Origin of the sequence: Devosia sp. 67-54, assembly GCF_001899075.1 — a bacterium.
In the GTDB taxonomy this organism is placed as follows: domain Bacteria; phylum Pseudomonadota; class Alphaproteobacteria; order Rhizobiales; family Devosiaceae; genus Devosia_A.
Genome location: NZ_MKVA01000006.1, coordinates 67,687 through 89,412, shown reverse-complemented (window position 1 = coordinate 89,412; position 21,726 = coordinate 67,687). Strand labels below are relative to the sequence as shown.

Genomic DNA, 21,726 nt, shown 5'->3' with positions numbered 1-21,726 from the left:
CGCTTGCGGGGGAAGGTGGCGGCGAAGCCGACGGAAGGGGGCGGCCACAAGCACTGAGCGTGGGGCCGCCCCCTCCACCACGCTGCGCGTGGTCCCCATCCCCCGCAAGCGGGAGAGGTGCGCCGACTGCGGACTTATTTCTCCAGACGGGCCAGCAGGCTGCTCGTGTCCCAGCGGTTGCCGCCCAGGGCCTGCACGTCGGCGTAGAACTGATCGACCAGGGCGGTCAGCGGCAGGCGGGCGTGGTTGGCGCGGGCTTCGTCGAGGACGATGCCGAGGTCCTTGCGCATCCAGTCGACGGCGAAGCCGAAATCGTACTTGCCGGCGAGCATGGTTCTATAACGGTTTTCCATTTGCCACGATTGCGCGGCGCCCTTGGAGATGACGTCGATGACGGCCTCGACGTCCATGCCGGCCGACTTGCCGAAATGGATGGCTTCGGCGAGGCCCTGGACGATGCCGGCGATGCAGATCTGATTCATCATCTTGGCGAGCTGGCCGGAACCGGCGGGGCCGAGCAGGCGGCAGGCGCGGGCATAGCTCCGGATCACCGGCTCGGCGCGGGCGAAGGCGGGCTGGTCGCCGCCGACCATGACGGTGAGCTGGCCGCTCTCGGCGCCGGCCTGGCCGCCGGACACCGGAGCGTCGAGGAAGGCCACGTCCCGGGCCGCCGCGGTGGCGTGGAGCTCGCGCGCGACGCTGGCGGAAGCGGTGGTGTGGTCGACGAAGATGCTGCCCTCGGCCATGCCGGCGAAGGCGCCGTCGGGCCCGAGCGTCACGGCGCGCAGATCGTCGTCATTGCCGACGCAGGCGAAGACGATGTCCTGCCCTTGGGCGGCGACGCGGGGCGTGGGCGCGGCGCGGCCGCCATTGGCGGCGACCCACGCCTCGGCGCGGGCGGCGGTGCGGTTGTACACGGTGACCTCGTGCCCCCCGGCCCCGAGGTGGCGCGCCATCGGGGACCCCATGATGCCGAGCCCGAGAAATGCCGCCTTGACCATGATCGCCTCCACTGGATGATGCGGCGGTGATAGCCGGACGGCACGGCGGTGCAAAGCACGCTCTGCGCTCAGGCGGGCTCGGAGACCTTTGCCGGACTGCTCTTGCCGCGGCGCTCGAGCTCTTCCCCGGCACGATCGCATTGCTGCGTCAGGCGTTCGCGCAGGGCGTGCAGCTCCTTGTCGCTGAGCTTTTCGGCGGCGACGAAGCGGTTGTCGGCCTCGCGCAGCGCATAGATCAGCTCGTCGAGCTTGGCCTGCACCGCCTCGCCGTCGCGATTCTGGGTGTTCTGCAACACGAACACCATGAGGAAGGTGATGATGGTGGTGGCGGTGTTGACCACCAATTGCCAGGTCTCGGAATAGCCGAACACAGGTCCGGCCACCGCCCACAGCAGAATCAGGATACATGCGGCGGCGAAGGTGATCGGCTTGCCGGCGAGGCGCGAGACGGTGTGCGAAAAGCGCAGAAACGGTCCAGGTGAGCTCATGACAGGGCATAAACGCCGCCGCAGCGCGGGCGGTTGCGTGGGGAGGACGGCATGGCCAAGGCATTGATGTTCGTGGGGAGCTGCACGAGCAAGCTCGGTTACGTGGCCAAGCCGGCCGGACAGGGGATTTCGGCGCTGCGGCTCGACCTCGAGACTGGCGCGGCCGAGCTGCTGTCGCAGGAAGCCAATGTGGTAAACCCGACCTTCGTGGCGGTGGCGCCGGACGGCAGATCGCTGCTGGCGGTGAGCGAGCTTGCCGGCGCCGCCGAGGGGCTGGTCAGCGCCTATGCGATCGATGCCGGCAGCGGCCGCATCGGGCTGCTCGGCCGCATCGGCACGCATGGCTATACGCCGGCGCATCTCGGGTTCGACCGGAACGGACGGCATGCCGGCGTGGTCAATTACAGCGCGGTGCCGGCGGCGACGCACAGCGCCTCGCTGCTGGTGGTGGAGCGCACGGCCGAGGGCGGCCTCGGCGCGGTGACGGGCGAGGCCGAGCATCTGGGCGCCACCGGGCCGGACACGGCGCGGCAGGACCGCTCGCACGCCCATTGCGTGCGCTGGACGCCGGACAACCGCTTCGTGGTGGTGGCCGATCTCGGCCTCGACCGGCTGGTGGTGCATCGGTTCGACGCAGCAAGCGGGGCGCTGGCGCCGCATGGCGAGGCGGCGCTGGCGCCGGGCGCCGGGCCGCGGCATTTCGTGTTCCACCCCAATGGGCGCTGGGCCTATGTGGCCAACGAGCTCGATTCGACGGTCACCAGCTTCGCCTTCGCGGCGGCCGAGGGCAGCTTCACGCCGATCGGGGTAACGCCGACGCGGCCGGCCGGAGCCAGCGGCATCAACTATCCGGCGGCGATCGCGACCGATGCCGCGGGGCAGCATGTGTTCGTTTCCAACCGCGGCGACGACAGCCTCGCCCGGCTGGCGGTGGGCGCCGACGGGGTGGCGCATTTCGAGGCGGCGATGCCGAGCGGCGGCCGGGTACCGCGCGATTTCGCGTTCGACCCGAGCGGGCGGTTGCTGGCGGTGGCCAACCAGGAGAGCGACCGCATCGACTTTTTCCGCTACGCCGACGGCCGGCTGACGGCGCTCGGCCGCCTCGACATCGGATCGCCGACAGCCATCGCCTTCCATCCGACCCTGGGGTGAGAGGCGGGCTTCGGCTTTGACTCGCCGGCGCCGCCCGATTAGCGTTTGCCGTCAACAGGATCGATCGAATGCACCACCCCACTGCCCTCGGCACGCTGTTCGGCGGGGCGCGGACGCGTCACCGGCTCACCTTCATGTTCGGCGGGCTGGTGGCGTTCAACGCCATCGCCTGGGCGTGGGCCTTCGCCGAGTTCTCTGGCCAGCCGGTGCTGATGGGCACGGCGTTCCTCGCCTATGTGTTCGGGCTGCGCCATGCGTTCGATGCCGACCACATCGCGGCCATCGACAATGTGGTGCGCAAGCTGATGCAGGCGGGCAAGACGCCGCTCGGCGTGGGGCTGTTCTTTTCGCTCGGGCATTCCTCGATCGTGGTGGTTGCCTCGGCGATCATCGCGGCGAGCGCGGCGGCGCTGCAGATGCAGCTCGACGCTTTCCACGAGGTCGGCGGGGTGATCGGCACGGTGGTGTCGGCCGTGTTCCTGCTGGCCATCGGGCTGGCCAATTTGATCGTGCTGCGCGGCATCTGGGCGGCGTTTCAGCGGGCCAAGCGCGGCGACAGGATCCTCGACGAGGATCTCGACCAGATGCTGGCCGGCCGCGGCTTCTTCGCCCGCATCTTCCGGCGGGTGTTCGGCGTGGTGCGGCACAGCTGGCACATGTATCCGGTGGGCGTGCTGTTCGGGCTGGGCTTCGACACGGCGACCGAGATCGGGCTGCTCGGCATTTCGGCGACGCAGGCGGCGAGCGGCATGAATTTCTGGTCGATCATGGTGTTCCCGGCGCTGTTCACCGCCGGCATGGCGCTGGTCGACACCGCCGACAGCGTGGCGATGGTGGGCGCCTATGGCTGGGCCTTCGTCAACCCGATCCGCAAGCTGTGGTACAACCTCACCATCACCGCGGCGTCGGTGGCGGTGGCGGTGTTCATCGGCAGCGTCGAGGCGCTGGGCCTGATCTCGAACAAGCTCGAGCTCAGCGGCGGCGTGTGGGACGTGATCGGCAATCTCAACGAGAACCTCACCAATTTCGGCTATGCGGTGGTGGGCGTGTTCCTTGCGAGCTGGCTGATCTCGACGCTGGTGTATCGCGCCAACAAATATGACGAGCTGGCGCAGCCGTAGCCATCGGGCGACCCGGCGCCGCGGTCGAGGGGTCGCCGCCCCGTGAGGCCGGGGCCGGGCGGGGAGTTTCATGGCCAGCAGCAGCAAAGCGTCGCTCAGCGCCTATCGGCAGAAACGCGATTTCAGCAAGACGCCGGAGCCGGCGGGCGGCAGCGCGGGCGGCGATGGACAGCGCTTCGTCATCCACAAGCATGCGGCGAGCGCCGACCATTATGATCTGCGGCTCGAGCTGGGCGGGGTGCTGAAGAGCTGGGCGGTGCCCAAGGGGCCGTCGCTCAACCCGGCCGACAAGCGCTACGCCGCCGAGACCGAGGACCATCCGCTCGACTACATCGACTTCGAGGGCGTGATCCCCGCGGGCGAATATGGCGGCGGGCCGATGATCGTGTGGGACACCGGCACCTGGGCGCCGATGGGCGACCCCGAGGCGGGGCTGAAGACGGGCGATTTCAAGTTCCGGCTGTGGGGCGAAAAGCTCAAGGGCGGCTGGGTGCTGGTGCGGATGAAGGGCAGACCCGGCGAGGGCAAGAACAACTGGCTGTTCATCAAGGAGAAGGACAGCGGCGTCGACACCAAGACCGATATCCTCGCGACACGGCCGGAGAGCGTCAAATCCGGGATGACGATCGAGGAAGTGCTGGCGGCCGACACGGCGAGCAAGGCGGCGCCGAAGGCCAGGGCGGCAAAGCCGGCGAAGCCTTCGCCGGGCAAGCTCAAGGGCGCGGCCAAGGCGGCGATGCCGCGCACCAGCTTCAAGCCGCAGCTTGCGACGCAGGTGGAGACACCGCCGCATGGCGAGGGCTGGCTGCACGAGATCAAGTTCGACGGCTACCGCACCATGGCGCATGTCAGCGGCGGCACGGTGAAGCTGATCACCCGCGGCGGGCTCGACTGGACCGACAAATACGGCGTGCTGGCCGAGGCGTTCGCGGCGCTGCCGTGCAAGGACGCGATCCTCGACGGCGAGATCGTGGTGATCGACGACAGCGGGGTGTCGCATTTCGCCGATCTGCAGCAGGCGCTGAGCGAGCACGCCAGCGAACGGCTGACCTATTTCGCCTTCGACCTGGTCTATCTCGACGGCTACGATCTGACCAAGGTACCGCTCGTCGCGCGCAAGGCGGCGCTGCAGGGGCTGCTGGCGCCGGTGCTGTCGCCGAGCTCGGCCATCCAGTTCAGCGACGGCATCACCGGCGACGGGCAGGTGCTGTACGACCATGCGACGGAGATGGGGCTCGAGGGCATCCTCAGCAAGCGCGTGGATGCGCCGTATGTACAGGCGCGCAGCAAGAGCTGGGTGAAGATCAAGGCGCTGCAGGCGGGCGAGTTCCCCATCGTCGGCTACACGCTGTCGCCGGCGGCGGCGGGCATCGGCGCATTGGCGCTGGGGCAATGGGTGGACGGCGAGCTGGTCTATCGCGGCAAATGCGGCACCGGCTTCGCGGCCGACGAGCTGGTGTCGATCCTCGCGCGGCTGGAGCCGCTGGCGGCGCCGGAGCAGCGGCTCGACGGCATGCCCAAGGACGTGATCGCGGTGCGGCCGGTGCTGACGGCGCATGTGCACTACGCCAACCTCACGGCCGACAATTGGGTACGGCATGCGGTGTTCAAGGGGCTGCGCGAGCCCGAGATCACCGCCAGCGCCACGCCGGCGCCGCGGCAGCGGCTGATCTCGGACGCGGACCTCGCCGGCATCTGGGTGACCAACCCGACGCGGCGGCTGTTCGGCAAGAGCGGGCCGACCAAGCTCGACGTCGCGATCTATTATGCGGCGGTGGGGGACTTCATGCTGCCGCACCTGTTCGGGCGGCCGGTGTCGCTGGTGCGCAGCCCGAGCGGCCGGCTCGACGACATCTTCTTCCAGCGCCATCCGTTCACCGGCATGCCGCCGACGATCGCCAGCTTCGAGACGATGAGCAGCGAGGAGGGCGAGCTCAAGGCATATATCTCGATCGAGGATGCCAAGGGCTATCTGGCGCTGGCGCAGTTCGGGGTGATCGAGTTCCACGCCTGGGGGTGCCATTGGGCGAGCGCGCTGGAGACGCCCGACCGCATCATCTTCGACCTCGATCCGGGCGAGGGCATCAGGTTCCGGCAGAGCGTCGAGGCGGCGTTCTTCGTCAAGACGCAGCTCGAGGCGCTGGGGCTCACGCCCTATGTGAAGACCTCGGGCGGCAAGGGGCTGCACGTGGTGGTGCCGCTCAAGCCCAGGCTCGACTGGAAGAAAGTGCATGCCGGCACCGGCGAGATCGCCGCGCGCATCGCCAGGGCGGCGCCGGAGATTTTCGTGGTCAACATGGCCAAGGACAAGCGCAGCCGGCGCATCTTCATCGACTTCCACCGCAATTACCGCGGCGCCACCGCCGTGGCCCCGTACAGCCTACGGGCGCGGGCGAATTTGCCGGCTTCGACGCCGCTGAACTGGGACGATCTGCCGTCGGTCACGGCGCCCGAGGACTTCAACTATTCGACGCTGCCCGGCCTGGTGGCGGCGCATGGCGACCCGTGGGCGGCGATGGACGAGCATGCCGGGGACCTGGCGGCGGCGCTGAAGCGGCTGGGATAGGCGGGATGGCGCAGGGCCGGTTGCAGGCGGCATTAACCGCTCCCGTTTACCCTACATCGACCAACCGGCCGATTTAGACTAAAATCGCCCTCCGTTTGTGCCGCGTACCGCATGGAGTCGACCGATGGCGCCGAGAGCCAGTTGGAAGGGATACATCAAGCTGAGCCTGGTGAGCTGCCCGGTGCGGCTCTACCCGGCGGTGAGCGCGAACGAAAAGATCCGCTTCAACCAGTTGCACAAGGACACGCACAACCGCATCAACATGAAGCCGGTGGACCCCGAGCTCGGGCTGGTGGAGCGCTCGGATCTGGTGCGCGGCTACGAGTACGAGGACAAGCAGTACATCATCATCGACGACGAGGACCTCGACGCGGTGCGGATCGAATCCAACCACACGCTCAACATCGAGGCGTTCGTCGACGAGAGCGAGGTGGACGTGATCTACCAGGACTCACCGTACTACCTGGCGCCGGACGGGGCGATGGCGGAGGAGACGTTCGCGGTGCTGCGCGACGCGATGCGGGCGGCCGGCAAGCTGGCCATCGCCCGGCTGGTGATGTCGAGCCGTGAGCGCGTCGTCACCATCGGGGCGCGCGACAAGGGCATGTTCGTGACGACGCTGCGCGATCCGCGCGAGGTGCGCTCGACCAGCGCCTATTTCGACGAAATCCCCGACATCAAGACCGACCCGGAAATGCTGCAGCTCGCCGAAAAGCTGATCGAGCAGAAGGTGACGCATTTCGACCCGAAGGCCTATGAGGATCGCTACGAGACGGCGCTGATGGCGATGATCAAGGAGAAGCTCAAGGGCCACAAGCCGATCATCGCGGCGGCGCCCGAGCGCGGCAACGTCATCAACCTCATGGATGCGCTGAAGGCGAGCCTGGGACAGGCCAAGCCCGCCGCCCCGAGCAAATCCAAGAGCGCCGAACCGGCGGCGGCAAAAAAGCCGGCCAAGCCGTCGCTGAAGCAGGCGGTGGCGGCCAGCAAGGCCGCGGCGGCCAAGGCGCCGGCGCGCAAGAAGGCCTGATCGAGCAGGATGGCGCAAACTCCGGCGAGCGTCGGCATTGTGGGAGCGCTGGAGGCGTTTCCGCAACGGCTCGCCGCGCGGGCGGTCGCCGGCCGCGGCGGGCGGCTGCATCGCGGCGTGACGCGGCAGACGCAGCGCGTGGTGATCGGGCGCAAGCTCATCGGCAAGAGTGAAGCCGAGATCGAGGCCAAGCTCGCGGCGCTGAAGCTCAGCGGCGTGAAGCTCTTGAGCGAGAACGCCTTCCTGCGCTGGCTGCATCTCATGGAGGCGCCGGAGCGGGCCGAGATCGGGCGGCGCTCGATGCTGGAGCAGTCGCGGCTCGATGAGGATGTGTTCGACCGGCTGGTGCTGTTCGACGCGTTCGAGCACGACAGCGAGCCGTTCTCGTTCCGCGACCTGATCCTCGCCAAGAAATATGCCGGGCTGGTCGCCGGGGGCGCCGGCTGGCTGGCGGTGGTGCGCTCGGTGCATCACGCCGGGCCGGTGGCGTCGCTGACGGCGCTGTCGCTGCACCCGGACGGGCCGGGCAAGATCTATGCCGGCGACGCCGCCAACAAGAGCGAGCTCGACGGGCAGCGGCTGCTGCCGCTGGAGCCGCCCGACGACGACACGGAAGCCTATTTCGCGCTGGCCGAGCAGGCGGAGGACGCCAAGCTCCATGCCGAGGCGACGGTGCTCTATGGCCGCTGCCTGGCGCTCGACCCGTCGGATTCGGTGGCGAGCTACAACCGCGCCAACTGCTTCCGCGCGCTGGGCGAAGCCGACGAAGCGGCGGCGGCCTATGCGCTCGCCATCAAGCTCGATCCGGGGTTCGTCGAAGCGTGGTTCAACTTCGCGGCATTGCTGCGCGACGAGGGCAAGATCGCGGCGGCGCGGCAGCACCTCAAGCGCGCCATCGCCATCGATCCCGACTATGCCGATGCGATCTACAATCTCGCCTCGCTGGAATTCGACGCCGGGGAACTGGCGGCGGCGCGCGCGGCGTGGGCGCGCTATCTCGAGCTCGACCAGGACAGCGAATGGGCGCGAACCGCGAGCCGGGGCATCGCGTTCGTCGATCTCAACGAGCGAAAGTCCGCCAGCTGATGCCCACCGATTTCCTGTTCGACGGCCCCGAAGACGCCCGCGTCACGCTGCTTTTGGCGCATGGCGCGGGGGCGCCGATGGATTCCGCCGCGATGACGGCCACCGCGAAGGCCCTGGCCGGCGCCGGGTTCCGCGTGGCGCGGTTCGAGTTCGGCTACATGGCGGCGCGGCGGACGGGCACGCGCAAGCCGCCGCCCAGGGCCGAGACGGTGATGCCTGAATTTGTGGCGGCGATCGACGACCTCGGTCCGACCAATGGCCCGCTGATCATCGGCGGCAAGTCGATGGGCGGGCGCGTCGCCAGCATGGTCGCCGACGCGGAGTTTGCGGCGGGGCGGATCGCGGGGCTGCTGTGCCTCGGCTATCCGTTCCACCCGCCGGGGCGGCCGCAGCAATTGCGCACGGCGCATCTCATCAAGCTGAAGACGCCGACGCTGATCTGCCAGGGCACGCGCGACGAGTTCGGCGACCGCACCGAGGTGGGCGAGTACGGGCTCAACGACGAGATCGAGCTGTTCTGGCTGGAGGACGGCGACCACGACCTGAAGCCGCGCAAGGCCATATCGGGCTTCGCCGCGGCGCAGCATCTGGCGGCGGTGGCCGGCAAGGTGCGCGAATGGGTGGGGCGGGTCGCGGCGTGAGCCCGGCGCGATGTGGCGGCCTCCCTCCCCCGCACGTGGCAGAGGCTCGCCGACTGCGGGATCGCGGATGAAGATCGCGAGCTTCAACATCAACAACGTCAACAAGCGGCTCGACATCCTGCGGCGCTGGCTCGCGGCGGCGCGGCCGGATGTGGTGTGCCTGCAGGAGCTCAAATGCACCGACCGGCAGTTTCCGGCATCGGCGCTGGCCGAGGCGGGGTATGGCGCGGCGTGGGTGGGGCAATCGACGTGGAACGGCGTCGCCATCCTGGCGCGCGGCGCCGAGCCGGTGGTGACGGCGACAGCCCTCCCCGGCGACGACAGCGACACGCAGGCACGCTATATCGAGGCGGCGGTGAACGGGGTGGTGATCGCCTGCCTCTACGCGCCCAACGGCAACCCGCAGCCGGGGCCAAAATTCGCCTACAAGCTCAGCTGGACCGAGCGGCTGATCGCACATGCGCAAGAGCTGTGGGACAGCAAGCTGCCGGTGGTGATCGCCGGCGACTATAACATCGTTCCGGAGGCGCGCGACATCTACATAACCACCTCGTATCGCGACAATGCGCTGGTGCAGCCGGAGCCGCGGGCGCAGTTCGCGCGGCTGCTCGAACAGGGCTGGACCGACGCGCTGCGCAAGGCGTTTCCGGACGAAATGGCGCTCTATACGTTCTGGGACTACATGCGCAACCGCTGGCCGCGCAATGCGGGGCTGCGGCTCGACCACATGCTGCTGAGCCGGAAGCTCGGCAAGGCGCTGACGGCCGCCGGCATCGACCGCACTGTGCGCGGCGAAGAGGGCGCCAGCGACCACGCGCCGGTGTGGATCGAGGTGAAGACGTAGCGGACGCCGGTGGCGCGGCATCGCCGGGGCGGTACCGCCTGTCCGCGGGAATAATCGTACTAATGGGGTCTTGCCAACGGCGCCGGCCCGTGCAAATCGTATCGAGAAAAGCTTTTCCGAAACCGCTGGCCGCCCTCGTCGACGGTCCGACGCTCAGAGACGGAAAAGCTTTTTCGACGGACGGAAAAGCTTTTCTTGGCGTGCTGGGAGGAAGCCCCGCTCGGGGTCCGGCGGCGCCGGGACACAGGGAGGATATCCATGAGACTACCGGTTCATTCGAGCCTGCTGGCGCTCGCGCTGACGGCTTCGGCCGTGGCCATGCCCGGCGCTGCCTCGGCCACCGACATCCAGATGTGGGTGCGCGCCTCGGGCGCCACCGCCGCGCAATTCATGATCGATCTGTGGAACGCGAGCCACGACGACAAGGTGGTGGCGACGGTGATCCCCGACAACCAGATGGTCACCAAGCTGGCCACCGGCAGCCAGGCCGGCGACGTGCCCGACATGGTGTCGTTCGACCTCATCTACATGCCCGACTTCATGAAGGCCGGATTCCTCAAGGACATCACGGACGAGATGAAGAAGGACCCGAACTACGCCGGCGTCGCGCAGGCCTACAAGGACATCGCGACCTATGACGGCAAGATCTACGGCGCCGGCTTCACCCCCGACGTGTCGGTGCTGCTGTGGAACAAGGATCTGTTCAAGGCCGCCGGACTCGATCCGGACAAGGCGCCGGCGACGCTGCAGGAGATTCACGAGGACGCCAAGAAGATCACGGCGCTCGGCAACGACACCTACGGCTACTATTTCTCGGGCTCCTGCCCGGGCTGCAACATCTTCGTGACCTCGCCGATGATGGTGGCGGCCGGCTCCAAGCTGCTGCCGACCAAGGCCGGCGACGACGCGCTGACCGGCGACGGCGTCAAGGACGTGCTGACCGAGATGAAGGCGATGTGGGACGAAAAGCTGATCCCCGACAGCGCCCAGGCCGACACCGGCGCGAATTTCTTCGCCACCTTCGAGACCGGCAAGATCGGCATCCAGGGCACCGGCGGCTTTGCCATCTCGGCACTCAAGCACGACAAGCCGGACATGAATTTCGGCATCGGCTTCATTCCCGGCACCAAGGCGGGCGAAGCCTCGGCCTTCGTCGGCGGCGACGTGATCGCCATTCCGGCGGCGTCCAAGCACGCAGATCTGGCGCTGCAGTTCATCCATTGGGAGCTGACCGACGAGGCGCAGCTCGAAGGCCTCGCCAAGAACAGCATCATCCCGTCGCGCCCGGCGCTGGCCGACAACAAATACTTCAAGGACGAACCGCGCGTGGTGACCACGGCGCAGGCGCTGGGCAAGGGCTTCACCCCCTACGCGCTGCACTTCAACGACATGGTCAACTCGGATTCGAGCCCGTGGATCCAGATGCTGCAGACGGCGATCTTCGATGGCGACGTCGACGGCGCCATCAAGACGGCGCAGGACGCGATGAAGGCGATCGCCGCGCAGTAACCGCTCCTCCCGGGCGATGCCGGCTGCGCCCATGTCGCGCGGCCGGCCACTGGCTTCAGACGATGACGCATTCTACGGTCACATCATTGGCAACAGCGGCTTTGCGGGGGGCGCCATGAACCTGGGTCGGCGAAATCTGCTCGGCCTCGCCTATATGGCGCCGGCGCTGCTGTTCGTGGCGGTGTTCGTGCTCTATCCGTTCGGCCAGCTGATCTACACCTCGTTCACCGACGCGTCGCTGCTGGGCGGCGGCAAATGGGTGGGCGCGGCCAATTACGTGCGTATCTTCACCGGCGACCCGCAGTTCTGGAAGGCGCTGTGGTTCACCCTCAAATACACCGTCATCATCACCCCGGTCCTGATGGGGCTGGGCTACGCGCTGGCATTGCTGACGGCGCAGAACGACAGGGTGCTGCAGTTCGCGCGCGGGGTGATCTTCATGCCGGTGGTGATCGGGCTCGGCACCTCGTCGCTGCTGTGGTTCTGGCTGTTCGACCAGCAGGTGGGGCTGTTCGACAAGGCGCTGGTCGACCTGCACATCGCCAATTCGATGATCGTGTGGTTCACCAATGCCGACTGGGCGCTGTGGGCGGTGATCATCTCGGTGACCTGGAAGGTGGTCGGCTTCGGCATGATCCTGTTCGTCGCCGCCATCCAGTCGATCAGCCGCGAGGTGGTGGAAGCCTCGCAGATCGACGGCGCCGGCTACTGGCAGCGGGTGAGCATGATCTATGCGCCGCTGACGCTGCGCACGGTGCTGCTGGTGACGCTGATCTCGGCCATCGGCTCGATGCTGGCGTTCGAGCAGCTCTACATCATGACCGGCGGCGGGCCGCGCGGGCTGACCTTCACCTCGGTGTACTGGATCTACCAGAGCGCCTTCATCAAGTTCCAGCTCGGCTACGGCTCGGCGCTCGCCATCGTGCTCACCGCGATCATCACCATCGCGGCGGCCATCCAGATCTTCCTCACCTCGCGGAGCGCGCCGCAATGACCGATGCCGCCCTGTCGACGCGCGTGGCCGCGGCGCGCGAAGAGCGCGTGGTCGGCAGCAATGCCGGGGTGCGCTATCTGCTGGCGGCGATCGCGGTGTTCATCAGTGCGCTGATGCTGGCGCCGGTGGTGCTGAGCTTCTTCGCCTCGATCAAGAGCAAGGCCGACGCCTCGGCGACGCCGCCGACCTACCTGCCGCATTCGTTCAGCCTCGAGAACTACCGCAACATCCTCGACTACCAGGCGGGGCTGTGGACCTATGTCGGCAATTCGCTGCTGGTGGCGGCGCTGGCGATCGTGCTGGTGGTGGCGCTGGCGGTGCCGGCCGGCTACGGCCTGGCGCGCTTCCGCTTCCGCGGCAAGGAAGTGCTGTTCCTGGTGCTGCTGCTGCCGCTGATGATCCCGTACCAGTCGCTGCTGATCCCGATCTACATGATGTTCGCCAAGATCGGGCTGGCCAACACCCATATCGGGCTCGCCATCATCCACGCCATCCTGCAGATCCCGTTCAGCATCTACCTGATGCGCAACAGCTTCGAGGGCGTGCCGAAAGAGCTCGAGGAAGCGGCGGTGGTGGACGGCGGCAATTCGTTCCAGCTGTTCACCCGGGTGGCGCTGCCGCTGGTGCTGCCGGGCGTGGTGACGATCGCGCTCTTCGCCTTCATCACCTCGTGGAACGAGTTCCTCGCGGCGCTGATCGTGATGAACAAGGAGACGCTGTTCACCGTGCCGGTGATGCTGGTGAGCGTGCGCACCGGACATCTGGGCGCGGTCGATTGGGGCTCGCTGCAGGCGGGCATCATCGTATCGATCATCCCGTGCGTGCTGATCTACGTGTTCCTGCAGAAATACTACGTGTCGGGCCTGCTGAGCGGCGCCGTGAAGTAGATGACGACGCGTTCGGGCAAACCTTCGGGCAGTGGACGGGCGGGCCGCAGCGGGCCGACCATCCACGATGTCGCGCGCGCCGCCGAGGTGTCGATCGGCACCGCCAGCAAGGCGCTCAACCGCACCGGGCACCTGCGGCAGGAGACGCGCGACAAGGTGCTGGGGGTGGCGCATGCGATCGGCTACCGGCCGAACGATCTGGCGCAGAGCCTGCACCGGGCGCGTTCGATGACGGTGGGGCTGATCACCAATGACAGCTTCGGCCGGTTCAGCTTCCCCATCGTCGAGGCGCTGGAACAGACGCTGGCCGACCAGGGGATCGCGGTGTTCATGTGCAACGCCACCGACGATCCGGCGCGCGAGCGGCAGCATCTCGACCAGTTGATGCGCAAGCGCATCGACGGGCTGGTGGTGACCGCGCGCCGCGCCGACAAGCGGCCGCCGATCGGGCCGGTGCCGGCGGGCCTGCCGATCGTCTATGTGTATTCGCAGGCGGACGACCCCGGCGCCTATTGCCTGATCCCCGACGACGAAGGCGGCGCCAGGCTCGCCATCGACCATCTGGTGGCGGGCGGGCGGCGGCGCATCGCGCATGTGGCAGGACCGGAGCGGTTCGAGGCGGTGCGGCTCCGGCAGGCAGGTTATCTGGCGAGCCTCAGTTCGGCGGGCCTCGCCTACGACCCGGCGCTCTATGTCAACGGCCCGTGGTCGGAGGCGTGGGGACGCGATGCGGTGGCGCGGCTGTTCGACGGCGCCTCGCCGCTCCCCGATGCGCTGTTCTGCGACAACGACCAATTGGCGCGCGGCGCCAGCGAGGCGCTGCGCGAGCGCGGCATCGCCATTCCGGGCCAGGTGGCGATCGTCGGCTTCGACAATTGGGACGTGATGACGCTGTCGGCGCGGCCGCAGCTCAGTAGCGTCGACATGAACCTGACGGCGCTGGGGCACGAGGCGGGCGCGGCGCTGCTGCGGCTGATCGCCGGCGAGCACCTCAGCGGCGTGCGCCGCCTGCCCTGCAGCCTGGTGATCCGCGCCTCGTCGCAAAGCTAGCTATCGGCGCCGGCCACCGGCGCAGAACGGAGTTTCAATGAGCCAGTACCATCCCGTGCGTTTCGTCGACGTCCGCCTCGAGGGCGAGTTCTGGAAGGAGCGGCTGGAGACGGTGTTGCGGACGACGATTCCGAGCCAGCACCGGAAGCTGGAGGAGTACGGGCTGCTCGACTCGCTGAAGCTGCCGCAGCCGCCGCCACCGCTGCGCTTTCCGCGGCACAGCAACGGCTTTTCGGTGCAGGTGTTCTGGGATTCCGACGTGGGCAAATGGATCGAGGCGGCGAGCTATGCACTGTCGCACCGGCGCGACGCCGACATCGAGGCCAAGATCGAGGCGATCGTCGACGATTTCGAGCGGGCACAGGAGCCGGACGGCTACCTCAATTGCTGGTACCTCGACCGCGAGCCGGAGAACCGCTGGACCAATCTGCGCGACAACCACGAGCTCTACAATGCCGGGCACATGCTGGAAGGCGCCATCGCCTATTACGAGACCACCGGGCGGCGGCGCTGGCTCGACATCATGGAGCGCTATGTCGAGCACATCCGGCAGACCTTCGGCACCGGGCCGGGGCAGAAGCGCGGCTATTGCGGGCACCCCGAGATCGAGCTGGCGCTGGTCAAGCTCTATCATCTGACCAAGCAGAAGAAGCACCTCGACCTCGCGGTGTATTTCGTCAACGAGCGCGGGCGGCAGCCGCCGCATTACTACGACGTCGAGCGCGAGGAGCGGGCGCGGCGCGGGCTGTTCGAGCAGCGCTACAGCTATCCCAATTACGAATACAGCCAGTCGCACGAACCGGTGCGGGCGCAGCGCAAGGTGGTGGGGCACGCGGTGCGCGCCATGTACCTCTACACGGCAATGGCCGACCTCGCCGCCGAGCTCGGGGATGCCGAGCTCAAACGGGCCTGCGAGGTGCTGTGGGACGACGTGATGGAGACCAAGATGTACGTGACGGCGGGGCTCGGCCCGTCGGCGCACAATGAGGGCTTCACCCACGATTTCGACCTGCCGAACCAGACCGCCTATGCCGAGACCTGCGCCTCGGTGGCGCTGATCTTCTGGGCGCAGCGCATGCTGCATCTCGACCTCGACGGCAAATATGCCGACATCCTCGAGCTCGCGCTCTACAACGGCGCGCTGTCGGGACTGAGCCGGGACGGCACGCACTATTTCTACGCCAATCCGCTGGAGAGCGACGGGTCGGCGGAGCGCTGGGAGTGGCACACCTGTCCGTGCTGCACGATGAACGTCAGCCGGCTGGTGGCGTCGGTGGGCGGCTATTTCATCTCCACCGCGTCTGATGGAGTGGCGTTTCACATCTATGGCGGCATTTCGTCGACGCAGGAGATCGCCGGAACGACGGTGACGTTGCGCGAACGCTCCAATTATCCGTGGTCGGGGGAGATCGAAATCGGCATCGATCCCGAAACGCCGGCGGCGTTCGACGTGAAATTGCGGGTGCCGGGCTGGGCCCGGTCGCACACGCTCAAGGTCAACGGCGAGGCGGTGACGGATGTGCCGACCGCCGGCTATGTCACCGTGCGCCGGACGTGGCGCCGGGGCGACGTCGTGACGCTGGAGCTGCCGATGCCGCCGGAGCGGCTCTATGCGCATCCGGGCGTGATCATGGATGCGGGACGCGTGGCGTTGAAGCGCGGGCCGCTGGTCTATTGCCTCGAGGAGATCGACAATCCCGGCGGCAGCGTGCAGCGGCTGAAGCTGCCGCGCGCCTCGGAGCTGCTGGCGAGCACGCGGGCCGACCTGTTCGGCGGCGCGGTGACGCTGTCGGCGAAGGCCACCGCCATCGACACCGCGGACTGGCACGAGCTCTATCGCACCGCGCCGTCGCGCGAGCACGCGACGACGCTCACCGCCCTGCCCTATTATCTGTGGGCGAACCGCAACAAGGGCTCGATGGTGGTGTGGATCCCGGAGGCCTGAGCGCCGCGGAGCAGGCGGAAAAACGCATAAAATTCAACGGCGCGGCTATCATTGCAGCCGAAGCGCCGATATACATCACGTCTTCGGAATGAGTATGCCGGGGCGGGAATGAGCCGGAATTTCCTGTTGGTCGATCCGGAGGAACGGCCGGACGTGCTGCACGGGCTGGCGTCGCCGGTGCGGGTGAGGATCCTGCGGGCGCTGCATGTCAGCGGCGGCCTCAACGTCAACGACATCGCCAGCCGGCTCGAGCTGCCGCAATCGACGGTCAGCTCGAACCTGCAGATCCTCGAGCAGGCGAGGCTGATCAGGACCGAGACGCAGAAGGCGCGCAAGGGCAACCAGAAGATCTGCCGCGCCATCTATGACGAGGTGCTGGTGATGTTCAAAGAAGACGTCGCCGCCACCCGGCCGGATGTGATCGAGGTGGCGATGCCGGTGGGGCTCTATACGAGCTGCGAGATCAGCGCGCCCTGCGGCCTGTGCTCCGCCGAAGGCATCATCGGGCTGCTCGACGTGCCCGACACCTTCCTCGATCCGAGCCGCATGCGGGCCGGGCTGATGTGGTTCACGCGCGGCTTCGTCGAGTACCAGTTCCCCAACAATGCGCGGCTGAGCAAGACCGAGGTCGAGGCGCTGGAGTTCTCGTTCGAGATTTCGTCGGAGGTGCCGGGCACCGCCAGCGACTGGCCGTCGGACATCACGGTGACGGTGAACCAGAAGGACGTGGGCACCTGGACCAGCCCCGGCGATTTCGGCGACCAGCGCGGCGTCTATACGCCCGACTGGTGGACGCTGCGCGGCAGCCAGTACGGCAAGCTCAAGACCTGGCGGGTGGCCAGGGACGGCACCTTCGTCGACGGCGTGAAGATCTCGCCGGTCTCGCTCAAGGACCTGGACGTGCCCAACCACCACTCGATCCGGCTGCGCATCGGGGTGAAGGACAACGCCAAGCATCCGGGCGGCGTCAACATCTTCGGCCGCGGCTTCGGCAATTACGACCAGGACATCGTGCTGAGGATCCACACCGCGCGGTGAGGACGGCGTGCAGATCAGCCTTTCGGATTAACACCGCAATTTCGGATCAGCTAAGCCGATACGGTCGCGAAGTGCTTCGATCTGCCTGATATGGATGGCGTGCGCCGGAATTCCCGCTGAGACAGCACCGTCGAATCCGACTTGACGACAGGCGGCGGGGCATTTTGAATGTGCCGAGCAATCCGATATAAATCAGACAATCGGGTTTAGCAGGGAGGCTGACGACAATGCGTGCCACGGTCACGGCGCACCGGGATTTCGTTGTGTCCCGGATCGACGACAGGCTTTACAGCGCCTTTCTCGAGCATCTGGGGCGCGCCATCTATACGGGCATCCACGAGCCCGGGCACACAACCGCCGACGCGGACGGCATGCGCGGCGACGTGGCGCAATTGGTGCGCGACCTCAAGATTCCGTATGTCCGCTACCCGGGCGGCAATTTCGTTTCGGCCTACAATTGGGAGGACGGCGTCGGTCCGGTGGAGCAGCGCCCGACGCGGCTCGACCTCGCTTGGCATACGTCGGACTCGAACGCCGTCGGCGTGCACGAATTCGCCAAATGGTGCGACACGGTCGGCACCAAGATGATGCTGGCCATCAACCTCGGCTCGCGCGGGCTCGACGAGGCGCGCAAGTTCGTCGAATACGTGAACGGACCGGTGGGCTCGTATTGGGGCGATCTGCGCAAGAAGCACGGCCGCGCCGAGCCGTTCGACGTCAAGCTGTGGTGCCTCGGCAACGAGATGGACGGGCCCTGGCAGGTCGGCCACAAGACCGCCGACGAATACGGCCGGCTCGCCAACGAAACCGCCAAGGCGCTGCGCGCCTTCGACAAATCGCTGGAGCTGGTGGTGTGCGGCTCGTCCAATTCGGACATGCCGACCTATCCCGAATGGGAGCGGGTGGTGCTGGAGCACACCTATGAGGCGGTCGACCACATCTCGCTGCACATGTATTTCGCCAATCGCGGCAACCACACGGCGAACTACCTGGCGCTGAACGAAAAGCTCGACCGCTATATCGGCACCGTCGCCTCGACCATCGACTTCGTGAAGGCCAAGAAGCGGAGCAAGAAGCAGGTCAGCATTTCGTTCGACGAATGGAACGTGTGGTACCATTCCAACGCCGCCGACCGCGCCGTGCTCGACGGCAACAGCGGCTGGCCGCACGCGCCGCGGCTGCTGGAGGACGCCTACAATTTCGAGGACGTGCTGCAGGTCGGCTGCATCCTCAACACCTTCATCCGCCGCTCGGACGTGGTGCGCATCGCCTGCATCGCGCAGCTGGTCAACGTCATCGCCCCGATCATGACCGAGCCGGGCGGACCGGCATGGCGGCAGACGATCTACTATCCCTACTACTTCGCCTCGATCTTCGGGCGCGGCACGGCGCTGAACCTCGGCGTCGCATGCGCCGGCTACGATGCGGACGTGGCCGACAACGTGCCCTATCTCGACATCTCGGCGGTGCACGACACGGACGGCAAGACCATCAGCTTGTTTGCCGTCAACCGGCATGCGAGCGAGGCGCTGGAGCTCAGCGTCGACCTCAAGGGGTTCGGCACGGCGCGGGTGATCGACCATCAGGTGCTGACGCATGCCGACCTCAAGGCCGCCAACACGCTCAGGGACCAGAACGCGGTGGTCCCCAGGGCGGGCAGCGGCATGACGGCGGACGGCGGCACGCTGAGCGGAAAACTGCCGCCCTATTCGTACCAGATGATCCGGGTGCAACTGAGCTAGAGCTTTCCCCCGCCGGGCCACTCCCTCCCGGCGGGACCCCGGCATTGTGACTGCCGGGCCATGGCGGGGTCGGGATGGTGCCGCTGCGGCGCCACCCGATCCTGCGATCGGCGACAGCGACAACAGGCCGACGGCGTGAGCCGCGGCGAGACATGAGGACAAGATGACCACTCCCGACAGCGTTCTGCATCCGCGGCCGCGGGTTACGCGGGCGCAATGGACCGATCTCAACGGCGCCTGGGCATTCGCCTATGACGATGCCGATCGCGGCATCGGCGAGCGCTGGCAGGACGATGCCGGCCGCTTCGACCGGCAGATCACGGTGCCGTTTCCGCCGGAATCGGAGCTGTCGGGCATCGGCGATACGGGCTTTCACCCGGTGCTGTGGTACCGGCGGACGTTCCCGGCCACGGCCGAGCCGGGACAGCGGCTGCTGCTGCATTTCGGCGCCGTGGACTACCGCGCCAAGGTGTGGGTGAACGGCTCGCTGGTGGCCGAGCACGAGGGCGGGCACGTGCCGTTCTCGGCCGACATCACCGCCAGTCTCGACGCCTCGGGCGAGCAGGTGGTGGTGGTGCGGGCGGAGGACCAGCCGACCGACGTGACGCAGCCGCGCGGCAAGCAGGACTGGCAGGAACAGCCGCACGCCATCTGGTACAACCGCACGTCGGGCATCTGGCAGACGGTGTGGCTGGAGCCGGTGCCCGAAACCTATGTCGCCGAGCTGCAGCTGACGCCCGAGCTGGCCGACGGCAGCGTGCGCGTCGAGGCGAGCCTGAACCAGGCCTATGCCGGGTTCCTGCACATCCGGCTCGGCCGCAAGGGCGAGGTGCTGGCCGAGCAGAGCGTACGGGTGGCGGGCAATTTCGTCGACACGCGCGTGGTGATCCCGGCGGCGCAGAACGGCGTGCATCGCGGCGACCTCCACTGGACGCCGGACAATCCCAACCTGATCGATGTGACGGTGACGCTGCTGGGCGCCGACGCCAAACCGGTGGATGCGGTCGACAGCTATTTCGGGCTGAGGAGCGTCGGCATCGCCAATGGCCGGTTCCTGCTCAACGACAAGCCGACCTTCATGCGCTCGGTGCTGGAACAGGGATATTGGCCGAAATCGCACCTGGCGGCGCCCAGCCCCGAGGCGCTGAAGCGCGAGGTGGAGCTGATCAAGGCGCTGGGCTTCAACGCCGTGCGCATCCACCAGAAGATCGAGGATCCGCGCTTTCTCTATTGGGCCGACCATCTGGGGCTGATGGTGTGGGGCGAGATCGCCAATGCCTTCGAGTTCAACGCGCAGGCCGTCGACCGGCTGACGCGCGAATGGCTGAGCGCGGTGAAGCGCGACCGCAGCCATCCGTGCATCGTCACCTGGGTGCCGATCAACGAAAGCTGGGGCGTGACCGATATCGCGCTGCGCCGCGACCAGCAGGATTTTGCAACGTCGCTCTACTACCTGACCAAGGCGGTCGACCCGACGCGGCCGGTGGTGTCCAACGAGGGCTGGGAGCACACCGTCTCGGACATCTGGGGCCTGCACGACTACACGCAGTACAAGGCGCATATCGACGAGCGCTACGGCACCAGGGAGGCGATCGAGACGACGCTGACCGAGATGCGGCCGACGCGCCGCCGGCTGCTGCTCCGCCCGGACGACCGGCGCGGGCAGCCGGTGATGCTGACCGAGTTCGGCGGGCTCTCCATGCACCCCAAGAGCGGCGAAGCCTGGTTCGGCTACGCCACGGCGCAGAGCGACGAAGAATATCTGGAGATGATCAAGCAGCTCTTCGACGGCATCTATGAGAGCACCGACCTTGCCGGCTTCTGCTACACGCAGCTCACCGACACGCGGCAGGAGACCAACGGCCTCTACGACGAGAACCGCCAGCCCAAGCTGCCGGTCGAGCGCCTGCGCGACATCATCATGCGGCCGAGCAACGCGGTGCCGAGCGAATCGCTCGACGTGGCGCGGCAGAAGGCGCTGCGCATCAGCTTCGGCCAGGTGGTGTAGCGCGCCGATGGCTCACCGGGGCGCGGCGCCAGCCGCCACGTCCCAGACCAGCAGGATCTCGTCGCTGAAGGGCACGGCGCCCAGCCTGTCGTAGAAGGCGCGGGCGCCGGCATTCTTGCGCCAGACGGTCCAGAACATCCTGGTGGCGTTCTCGGCGCGCGCCCGCGCCCGCACATCCAGCATCAGGGCGGTGCCGACGCCCTGCCGGTGGTATTTCTCGCGCACGAACAGATCGGCGACGAAGACGGCAGGGGCGAGGTCGTCCATGTGCACGCCGACGTGGAAGACGAGATAGCCGGCGGCCTCGCCGTCCATTTCGGCGACGCGGATGCTGCATTTCGGCCGGGGCCCGAAGGCCAGGGCGCGCAGCGCCTCGAAGCGCGACGGCACGATCTCGGACGGATCGTCGATGGCGTTGAGATAGGCCTCGAACTCCAGCCACATGGTCCGGAGCTCGGCAAAGTCCGCCTCGGTGGCGATCCGGATGTCGAGCATGCTGTCTCCAACGCCGCAGGCCCGCCGGCGGGCGGACAAATCAGGGATTATGCACGTCGCGCGCACGCCGCCCAGCGGCGCCCGTGCTATTGGCATGAGCTTCCGGTTATCACACCGTCCGGCGGCAGC

Annotated in this window: 18 protein-coding genes; 15 read left to right on the top strand and 3 right to left on the bottom strand. The window is 67.4% G+C overall.

Annotation, left to right across the window (positions count from 1 at the left end):
• Positions 1-134: 134 nt before the first annotated feature.
• Together BGO82_RS11780 and BGO82_RS11775 are read right to left on the bottom strand one after the other, a co-directional pair.
• Positions 135-1,001 carry an NAD(P)-dependent oxidoreductase gene (locus tag BGO82_RS11780; protein WP_291305793.1) on the bottom strand — a complete coding sequence of 289 codons (867 nt, stop codon included), beginning with the start codon at positions 999-1,001 and terminating at the stop codon, positions 135-137.
• Positions 1,002-1,069: 68 nt separating this feature from the next.
• Positions 1,070-1,489 (bottom strand): low affinity iron permease family protein, encoded by a 420-nt coding sequence (locus tag BGO82_RS11775; protein WP_291305792.1) that lies wholly within the window; start codon positions 1,487-1,489, stop codon positions 1,070-1,072.
• Positions 1,490-1,540: 51 nt separating this feature from the next.
• Here BGO82_RS11775 and BGO82_RS11770 point away from each other — a divergent pair, with 51 nt between their 5' ends.
• The 15 genes from BGO82_RS11770 to BGO82_RS11700 all read left to right on the top strand — a co-directional run bounded on the left by BGO82_RS11770 (position 1,541) and on the right by BGO82_RS11700 (position 21,102).
• Positions 1,541-2,641, top strand: a complete 1,101-nt coding sequence (locus tag BGO82_RS11770) for a lactonase family protein (RefSeq protein WP_291305791.1) — start codon at positions 1,541-1,543, stop codon at positions 2,639-2,641.
• Between the two features lie 68 nt (positions 2,642-2,709).
• Positions 2,710-3,762 (top strand): HoxN/HupN/NixA family nickel/cobalt transporter, encoded by a 1,053-nt coding sequence (locus tag BGO82_RS11765; RefSeq protein ID WP_291305790.1) that lies wholly within the window; start codon positions 2,710-2,712, stop codon positions 3,760-3,762.
• A 70-nt stretch (positions 3,763-3,832) separates the two neighbouring features.
• Entirely contained in the window at positions 3,833-6,328 is a 2,496-nt protein-coding gene (gene ligD, locus BGO82_RS11760; protein ID WP_291305789.1) for a DNA ligase D, read from the top strand.
• A 124-nt stretch (positions 6,329-6,452) separates the two neighbouring features.
• Positions 6,453-7,358 carry a Ku protein gene (locus tag BGO82_RS11755; protein WP_291305788.1) on the top strand — a complete coding sequence of 302 codons (906 nt, stop codon included), beginning with the start codon at positions 6,453-6,455 and terminating at the stop codon, positions 7,356-7,358.
• 9 nt (positions 7,359-7,367) lie between these two features.
• A complete protein-coding gene (locus BGO82_RS11750; RefSeq protein WP_291305787.1) occupies positions 7,368-8,444 on the top strand; it encodes a tetratricopeptide repeat protein in 1,077 nt (358 codons plus the stop codon).
• Positions 8,444-9,085: an alpha/beta family hydrolase gene (locus BGO82_RS11745; RefSeq protein ID WP_291305786.1), complete on the top strand. Its 642-nt coding sequence runs from the start codon at positions 8,444-8,446 to the stop codon at positions 9,083-9,085. Before BGO82_RS11750 ends, BGO82_RS11745 begins: the two co-directional genes overlap by 1 nt.
• Positions 9,086-9,152: 67 nt before the next feature.
• Positions 9,153-9,929, top strand: a complete 777-nt coding sequence (locus tag BGO82_RS11740) for an exodeoxyribonuclease III (protein ID WP_291305785.1) — start codon at positions 9,153-9,155, stop codon at positions 9,927-9,929.
• A gap of 258 nt (positions 9,930-10,187) precedes the next feature.
• Positions 10,188-11,438, top strand: coding sequence for a sugar ABC transporter substrate-binding protein (locus BGO82_RS11735; protein ID WP_291305784.1), 1,251 nt, complete (start codon positions 10,188-10,190; stop codon positions 11,436-11,438).
• Between the two features lie 115 nt (positions 11,439-11,553).
• A complete protein-coding gene (locus tag BGO82_RS11730) occupies positions 11,554-12,432 on the top strand; it encodes a sugar ABC transporter permease (protein ID WP_291305783.1) in 879 nt (292 codons plus the stop codon).
• Positions 12,429-13,319, top strand: a complete 891-nt coding sequence (locus tag BGO82_RS11725; protein ID WP_291305782.1) for a carbohydrate ABC transporter permease — start codon at positions 12,429-12,431, stop codon at positions 13,317-13,319. The genes BGO82_RS11730 and BGO82_RS11725 overlap by 4 nt, the downstream gene beginning before the upstream one ends.
• Positions 13,320-14,369, top strand: a complete 1,050-nt coding sequence (locus tag BGO82_RS11720) for a LacI family DNA-binding transcriptional regulator (RefSeq protein ID WP_291305781.1) — start codon at positions 13,320-13,322, stop codon at positions 14,367-14,369.
• A gap of 37 nt (positions 14,370-14,406) precedes the next feature.
• Positions 14,407-16,314, top strand: a complete 1,908-nt coding sequence (locus BGO82_RS11715; RefSeq protein ID WP_291305780.1) for a beta-L-arabinofuranosidase domain-containing protein — start codon at positions 14,407-14,409, stop codon at positions 16,312-16,314.
• 108 nt (positions 16,315-16,422) lie between these two features.
• Entirely contained in the window at positions 16,423-17,352 is a 930-nt protein-coding gene (locus tag BGO82_RS11710; protein ID WP_291305779.1) for a metalloregulator ArsR/SmtB family transcription factor, read from the top strand.
• A gap of 227 nt (positions 17,353-17,579) precedes the next feature.
• Complete coding sequence (locus tag BGO82_RS11705; protein WP_291305778.1) at positions 17,580-19,094, top strand: alpha-N-arabinofuranosidase; 1,515 nt, start codon at positions 17,580-17,582, stop codon at positions 19,092-19,094.
• A gap of 163 nt (positions 19,095-19,257) precedes the next feature.
• The gene (locus BGO82_RS11700; protein ID WP_291305777.1) at positions 19,258-21,102 is read left to right on the top strand and encodes a sugar-binding domain-containing protein; all 1,845 of its coding nucleotides are present in this window, start codon (positions 19,258-19,260) and stop codon (positions 21,100-21,102) included.
• A gap of 12 nt (positions 21,103-21,114) precedes the next feature.
• Here BGO82_RS11700 and BGO82_RS11695 read toward each other — a convergent pair whose 3' ends face one another.
• Entirely contained in the window at positions 21,115-21,597 is a 483-nt protein-coding gene (locus BGO82_RS11695) for a GNAT family N-acetyltransferase (RefSeq protein WP_291305776.1), read from the bottom strand.
• Positions 21,598-21,726 lie beyond the last annotated feature (129 nt).

Excerpts from the sequence above, each read along its gene's own strand:
- BGO82_RS11780 (WP_291305793.1), bottom strand. The coding sequence starts at position 1,001 with ATGGTCAAGGCGGCATTTCTCGGGCTCGGCATCATGGGGTCCCCGATG.
- BGO82_RS11775 (WP_291305792.1), bottom strand. The coding sequence starts at position 1,489 with ATGAGCTCACCTGGACCGTTTCTGCGCTTTTCGCACACCGTCTCGCGC.
- BGO82_RS11770 (WP_291305791.1), top strand. The coding sequence starts at position 1,541 with ATGGCCAAGGCATTGATGTTCGTGGGGAGCTGCACGAGCAAGCTCGGT.
- BGO82_RS11765 (WP_291305790.1), top strand. The coding sequence starts at position 2,710 with ATGCACCACCCCACTGCCCTCGGCACGCTGTTCGGCGGGGCGCGGACG.
- ligD (WP_291305789.1), top strand. The coding sequence starts at position 3,833 with ATGGCCAGCAGCAGCAAAGCGTCGCTCAGCGCCTATCGGCAGAAACGC.
- BGO82_RS11755 (WP_291305788.1), top strand. The coding sequence starts at position 6,453 with ATGGCGCCGAGAGCCAGTTGGAAGGGATACATCAAGCTGAGCCTGGTG.
- BGO82_RS11750 (WP_291305787.1), top strand. The coding sequence starts at position 7,368 with ATGGCGCAAACTCCGGCGAGCGTCGGCATTGTGGGAGCGCTGGAGGCG.
- BGO82_RS11745 (WP_291305786.1), top strand. The coding sequence starts at position 8,444 with ATGCCCACCGATTTCCTGTTCGACGGCCCCGAAGACGCCCGCGTCACG.
- BGO82_RS11740 (WP_291305785.1), top strand. The coding sequence starts at position 9,153 with ATGAAGATCGCGAGCTTCAACATCAACAACGTCAACAAGCGGCTCGAC.
- BGO82_RS11735 (WP_291305784.1), top strand. The coding sequence starts at position 10,188 with ATGAGACTACCGGTTCATTCGAGCCTGCTGGCGCTCGCGCTGACGGCT.
- BGO82_RS11730 (WP_291305783.1), top strand. The coding sequence starts at position 11,554 with ATGAACCTGGGTCGGCGAAATCTGCTCGGCCTCGCCTATATGGCGCCG.
- BGO82_RS11725 (WP_291305782.1), top strand. The coding sequence starts at position 12,429 with ATGACCGATGCCGCCCTGTCGACGCGCGTGGCCGCGGCGCGCGAAGAG.
- BGO82_RS11720 (WP_291305781.1), top strand. The coding sequence starts at position 13,320 with ATGACGACGCGTTCGGGCAAACCTTCGGGCAGTGGACGGGCGGGCCGC.
- BGO82_RS11715 (WP_291305780.1), top strand. The coding sequence starts at position 14,407 with ATGAGCCAGTACCATCCCGTGCGTTTCGTCGACGTCCGCCTCGAGGGC.
- BGO82_RS11710 (WP_291305779.1), top strand. The coding sequence starts at position 16,423 with ATGAGCCGGAATTTCCTGTTGGTCGATCCGGAGGAACGGCCGGACGTG.
- BGO82_RS11705 (WP_291305778.1), top strand. The coding sequence starts at position 17,580 with ATGCGTGCCACGGTCACGGCGCACCGGGATTTCGTTGTGTCCCGGATC.
- BGO82_RS11700 (WP_291305777.1), top strand. The coding sequence starts at position 19,258 with ATGACCACTCCCGACAGCGTTCTGCATCCGCGGCCGCGGGTTACGCGG.
- BGO82_RS11695 (WP_291305776.1), bottom strand. The coding sequence starts at position 21,597 with ATGCTCGACATCCGGATCGCCACCGAGGCGGACTTTGCCGAGCTCCGG.